1 protein-coding gene is annotated in these 427 nt (G+C 40.0%); it reads left to right on the top strand.

What is annotated here, in order from left to right; all coding sequences use genetic code 11:
• Positions 1 to 427: adenine nucleotide alpha hydrolase family protein (locus tag BTA35_RS16980; RefSeq protein ID WP_500690217.1), on the top strand; the 427-nt coding region annotated here is incomplete at both ends.

Here is a 427-nt window from a genome sequence, read left to right as displayed (position 1 = left end):
GCATCAAAGCATAGACTGGTCAAAAAGAGAAAGTGACTTCAGAGTTATTTTGGATCGATATCGTGGCGATGGTTCAAACTATGACTGCATCATTCCTGTTAGTGGTGGAAAAGATAGTTGTTATCAAGCATTAACCATGCGAGATAAATATGGCATGACGCCATTATGTGTTACACACACACCCTGTGAATTGACAGATGTCGGCCTGAAAAATCTGAATTTTTTACGAGATCAGGGTTTTGACTTGATACAAGTTTCAGGCAACAGGAAAAACTATCGTGAGCTGGTACGTATTGGTTTTTTCAAGTTAGGTGATTGTTGCTGGCCTGAGCATATTGGCATCTTTACAGCCCCTGTGCGTATAGCAGTAAATTATAAAATTCCCCTTTTGATTTGGGGGGAAAATTCTCAGTTTGAATATGGTGGC

The sequence above is a fragment of the Oceanospirillum linum genome (assembly GCF_001995095.2).
In the GTDB taxonomy this organism is placed as follows: domain Bacteria; phylum Pseudomonadota; class Gammaproteobacteria; order Pseudomonadales; family Halomonadaceae; genus Oceanospirillum; species Oceanospirillum linum.
This window is presented reverse-complemented; position numbering and strand designations above follow the sequence as displayed.